Raw genomic sequence first — 5,342 nt, forward strand, 5'->3', positions numbered from 1 at the left:
ACCGTAGAATGTTCTGCAGTACCTACAGCGGCTACTTTAACAGCTACTGATACTTGTGATGCAGATCCTAAAGTTGCTTTCAACGAGGCGAAAACGGAAGGAAACTGTGCCAGCAACTATACACTGACCAGAACCTGGACTGCGACTGATGCTTGTGGAAACGCTTCTTCTAAAGTGCAAGTGATTACCGTTCAAGACAAAACCGCTCCGGTTATCGCCGCATTGCCAGCTATTTCAACCATCTCCTGCCCTGCAGTACCTGTGTTTGCAACTGCTACAGCGACCGATAACTGTGCTTCCCCTGTATCTTTGACTTTTGTCGATGTAACTACAAATGGCCAGTGTGCAGGTTCATATTCTGTAACCAGAACTTGGACTGCCACCGACGCTTGCGGAAATTCAGCTACAGCTTTTCAGACCATCAACGTTCAGGATATAACTGGTCCTACAACAGCCACCGTGTTTAACCCTACTATTACAGTAAATTGCGATGCGATTCCTGCTAAACCTGAACTTGTTTTTGCAGACAATTGTTCTACAGTTTCACCTGCCGTATTTACAGAAAGCAACGTTAGCAATGGTGCGAATTCTTATTCAATAGTGAGAAAATGGTTGGTCTCTGATACTTGTGGAAACACATCGGAATTTATACAAACCATAACTGTTAACACTACCAATAGTATCGTAGCATTAGCCGGATCAATTTGTAACGATGGAGAAACTACAACTGCAAACCTAAATGATTTGTTACCTGCTGGTACTGCTACAAGCGGAACTTGGACTGATGTAAATAATTCAGGTGGCTTACAAGCTAATGTACTTAATGCTTCTGCTCTAGCTGTCGGTGACTACGTTTTTGAATATAAAATCAATGAAGGAACTTGTCCGAAAATCATAAAAATTACTATGACTGTCACTACGGGATGTGCTGGTATTGTATTGCCATGTGGAAATATAGTAGTTCATAATGCCTTTTCTCCTAATGGAGATGGAACTAATGAAAATTTCATTATTGATAACATTGACGATATAAATTGCTATCCAGATAATACTGTTGAAATTTACAATAGATGGGGTGTATTAGTATATGAAACTGCAGGTTATAATAATACCAGCAAAGTGTTCAAAGGTATCTCTGAAGGTAGAACCACAATAAGCCAATCATCTGGTTTACCAACGGGGACCTATTTCTATATCTTAAACTACACCTCTATTGATGGTGTAGGAAACAAAATAACCAATAAAAAAGACGGGTATCTATACCTTACTAAATAATGAATTTAATGCCTGAGGACATTTGTCCTCAGGTTTAATGAACATAAAAAACATAGCCCTTTTTCTTGAACGATAAACTCTAATCAAATTTATCACTAACCTACCGAATTCTTACAAATAAATTCGATAGATAATTAAATAATAAATATCTACTATGAAAACAAAATTATTTTCTTTCGTTTTGATGTTTACAGCCATTGTAAGTTTTGCGCAACAAGACGCTCAATTTACTCAATACATGTACAACACCATCAATATTAATCCCGCTTACGCAGGATCTAGAGGCGCTTTGAGTATTTTTGCACTACATCGTACGCAGTGGGTTGGACTAGAAGGCGCACCTGTAACTAATGCTGTATCTATAAATACGCCATTGAACTCAAATAATTTAGGATTGGGCGTATCTATTATAAATGATAAAATTGGTCCTACGCATGAAAATACCATTTCGGCGGATTTATCCTATACGGTTCCAACTTCCGAAACTTTTAAGCTTTCATTCGGAGTAAAAGCAACTGCTAATCTTTTCGACCTCGATGTAACCCGATTAAATCCGGCAGATGATGACCCCGCTTTACATGATTACAGTAATAAATTCACACCCAATATTGGTGCTGGCGTTTATTGGCATTCAGATAAAGCATACGTAGGTCTTTCAGTTCCGAATTTTATACAAACCAACCGCTATGATGATAATGAAGTGGCAATATTTAAAGAACAGATCAACTATTACTTAATTGCCGGTTATGTATTTGATTTGAACTCTTCTATTAAATTTAAACCTGCTATTTTAACCAAAATGGTAAAAGGTGCTCCTCTTCAAATGGATGTATCTGGAAATTTTATGTTCAATGACAAATTTATGGTAGGAGTTGCTTACAGATGGAGTGCTGCATTAAGCGCCATGGTGGGATTTCAGGTTTCAGAAGGATTGTATATCGGTTATGGATATGATCATGAAACGACTAATTTAAACAATTATAATTCCGGTTCACATGAAATATTTCTACGCTATGAAATATTTAAAAATAACAATAAAATTATTACTCCTAGATTCTTCTAAAATCAATTATTATGAAAAATAGTATATTTCTTCACATAGCAATAATAAGTGTTTTTTCATTTAACCTTTATTCTCAAAAGGCAAGGGTAACTGCGGCCGATAAAAAATATGAAAACTATGCCTACGTTGATGCTATAAAAACCTATGAAAGGGTGGCTGAAAAAGGATATAAATCCGTTGATATGTTTAAAAAACTAGGAAACGCCTACTACTTCAATGGTGAACTTGACAAAGCTGCTAAATGGTATGGTGAATTATTTGCAATGGCTGCTGATACTGATTTGGAAGCGGAATATTACTATCGATATGCACAATCTTTGCGTTCCATTAGCGAGAACGATAAGGCAGATGAAATGTTACAAAAATTCATTCAAAAATCAGGAAACGATAGCCGAGGAAAGCTTTTTAAAGAAAATCCTAATTATTTGGACGCCATAAAAGCCAATTCAGGTAGATACCAATTAGAAGATGCGGGCATCAATTCTAAGTACTCTGATTATGGAACTGCAATTTATTCAAACAAAATCATTTTTGCATCAGCTAGAGATACGGGAAGTTTGGCACAAAGAAAACACAAATGGACCAACCAAGCTTTTACAAATTTGTATGCTGCTGATTTAGGTGATAATATGACTCCGGCTGCACCTAAGAAATTTGATAAAAACATAAACTCAAAATTCCATGAAGCCTCTCCTGCTTTTACTGCAGATGGAAAAACAATGTACTTTACCCGAAACAACTATCTCGATGGCAAAAAAAGAAAAGACGGAAATGACATTACTCTGATAAAAATATACAGAGCTAGTCTGGTCAATGATAAATGGACTAATGTAACGGAATTGCCTTTCGACAGTGACAATTACAGTACAGCGCATCCCGCTTTAAGTCCTGATGGAAAAACATTATATTTTGCGTCGGATATGCCGGGAACATTAGGTCAGTCTGATTTATTTAAAGTGATAATTAATGAGGATGGTAGTTTTGGAACCCCACAGAATTTAGGAAATACAATCAATACAGAAGGTAAAGAAACCTTCCCGTTTGTAAATGATGAAAATGAGCTTTATTTTGCCTCAGATGGTCATCCGGGAGTTGGAGGATTGGATGTATTTATGTCTAAAATAAATACGGACGGCACTTTTAGTGAAGTTCAAAATGTAGGTGCAGACATAAATTCTCCTAAAGACGATTTTGCTTATTTGATTGATACAAAATCAAGAAGAGGTTTTTTTAGTTCCAATAGAGATGGCGGTCAGGGATATGATGATATTTATAAATTTTTGGAAACTAAAAGATTGATTTGTGAACAATTGTTATATGGAGAAATAACTGATTTAATAACAAAAGAACTGCTTCCTGATGCAAAAATCAGCTTGTACGACAATCAATTTAATCTTATAAGCACAACTGTTTCAGATGATAAAGGGAACTATACTTTTAAGGTAGAATGTGGTAAAATGTATAATGTGAGAGCGGAGAAACCCGAGTACACCACTGTAGAACAAAAAGTAACGATTGCTCAAACAAATGGAAAAACATATTTACCTATCACATTAGAAAAATCAAAATGCAAAGTGACCATTGGTGATGATTTAGGTAAATGCTTTGGAATAAAAATGATTTATTTTGATTTAGACAAATCTAATATTAGAAAAGAAGCCGCTTTAGATTTAGAAAAAATACTGGATGTTTTAAACCAAAATCCAACAATGAAATTGGATATTCGTTCACATACTGATAGTAGACAGACTTTTAAATACAATGAAGCTTTATCCGAAAGAAGGGTCAAATCTACTATGGGATGGTTAATCAAAAATGGAATTGATTCCAGCAGATTGACTGGAAGAGGATATGGTGAGACTCAACTTGTAAATAAATGTTCTGATGGTGTAAAATGCAGCGAAGAAGAACATCAACTTAACAGACGCAGTGAATTTATAATTACTGCTTTGTAAATTATAGTTTTATGCAGATTTAATATACTTTAAACAGTATAAACCTGAAAAGTAACTTTTCATCAATTTAAGATTCTCTATTTTAGAGAATCTTAAATTGTTTTAATACCACCCTTTTAATAATTATTTTTACTCTAAAATTATTAAATAATTATTTCTATTTGTACTTAAAAATAGAATAACCTCTTCAAATATTAAAAATTTATAATCTTTGATTCTTTCTTTCTTCCATATTTAATTTTAAATATGGAAGAAAATTAGATAGCATTCTTTGTAATTATTTTTCTATCAAAGAAATGTGAATTTCTTTGATAAAAAAAATACGTTTTAACGAGTATTTAGGTAATTCGTAGGAAAAAAAAATCAATAACAATATTTTTTCTTAAATTTGATTATGCCTATTAACAAACTTTTATAATTAGTTTAAAAATATTGAGCCAAAAGAAAAAATAATCTTTTAACCCAAAAAAAGATTATTTTTATCTTTATAAATCTAAAACCATGATTGAGCTTTAGATTATAAAATTACACTCTTAAAGTGTGTTCGAATTTAGAAAAAAGGGAATGTTACCTGCAACAGAAAAAATTCTTTAACCCAAAAAAAGAAAGTTTTCATCCTTAAAAAACTAATATCATTCGTCAAACAAGTATTAAAAATTGTCTGTTTAATTGCAAAATTTTCGAAAAGGATAAGTCACCTTCGACTGAAATATTCTTTAACCCCAAAAAAAAGAAAATTTTCACCCTTAAAAAGCTCAAAACGGTATTTAGAATCCGAGGTTAAAAAAATGTGCATACTGAATTGCTTGAAAAAAGGAAAGTCACCTACGACTGAAAATATTCTTTAACCCCAAAAAAAAGAAAATTTTTACCCTTAAAAAGCCCAAAACGGTATTGAATCCGAGTTTAAAAAATTGTGCTTACTGAATTGCTAAAAAAAAGGAAAGTCACCTACGACTGAAAATATTCTTTAACCCCAAAAAAAAGAAAATTTTCACCCTTTAAAAGCTCAAAACGGTATTGAATCCGAGGTTAAAAAATTGTGCTTA

3 protein-coding genes are annotated in these 5,342 nt (G+C 33.3%); all 3 read left to right on the forward strand.

Annotated features, from left to right (window positions below; all coding sequences use genetic code 11):
• Nucleotides 1-1,275, forward strand: a 1,275-nt coding sequence (locus BUC23_RS04015) for a T9SS type B sorting domain-containing protein (RefSeq protein WP_167365553.1), incomplete at its 5' end; no start/stop codon positions are given.
• A gap of 154 nt (nt 1,276-1,429) precedes the next feature.
• Nucleotides 1,430-2,338, forward strand: coding sequence for a PorP/SprF family type IX secretion system membrane protein (locus BUC23_RS04020; protein ID WP_073205842.1), 909 nt, complete (start codon nt 1,430-1,432; stop codon nt 2,336-2,338).
• Between the two features lie 11 nt (nt 2,339-2,349).
• The gene (locus BUC23_RS04025; protein WP_073205845.1) at nt 2,350-4,293 is read left to right on the forward strand and encodes an OmpA family protein; all 1,944 of its coding nucleotides are present in this window, start codon (nt 2,350-2,352) and stop codon (nt 4,291-4,293) included.
• Nucleotides 4,294-5,342: the final 1,049 nt, after the last annotated feature.

Source organism: Flavobacterium xinjiangense (assembly GCF_900142885.1).
In the GTDB taxonomy this organism is placed as follows: domain Bacteria; phylum Bacteroidota; class Bacteroidia; order Flavobacteriales; family Flavobacteriaceae; genus Flavobacterium; species Flavobacterium xinjiangense.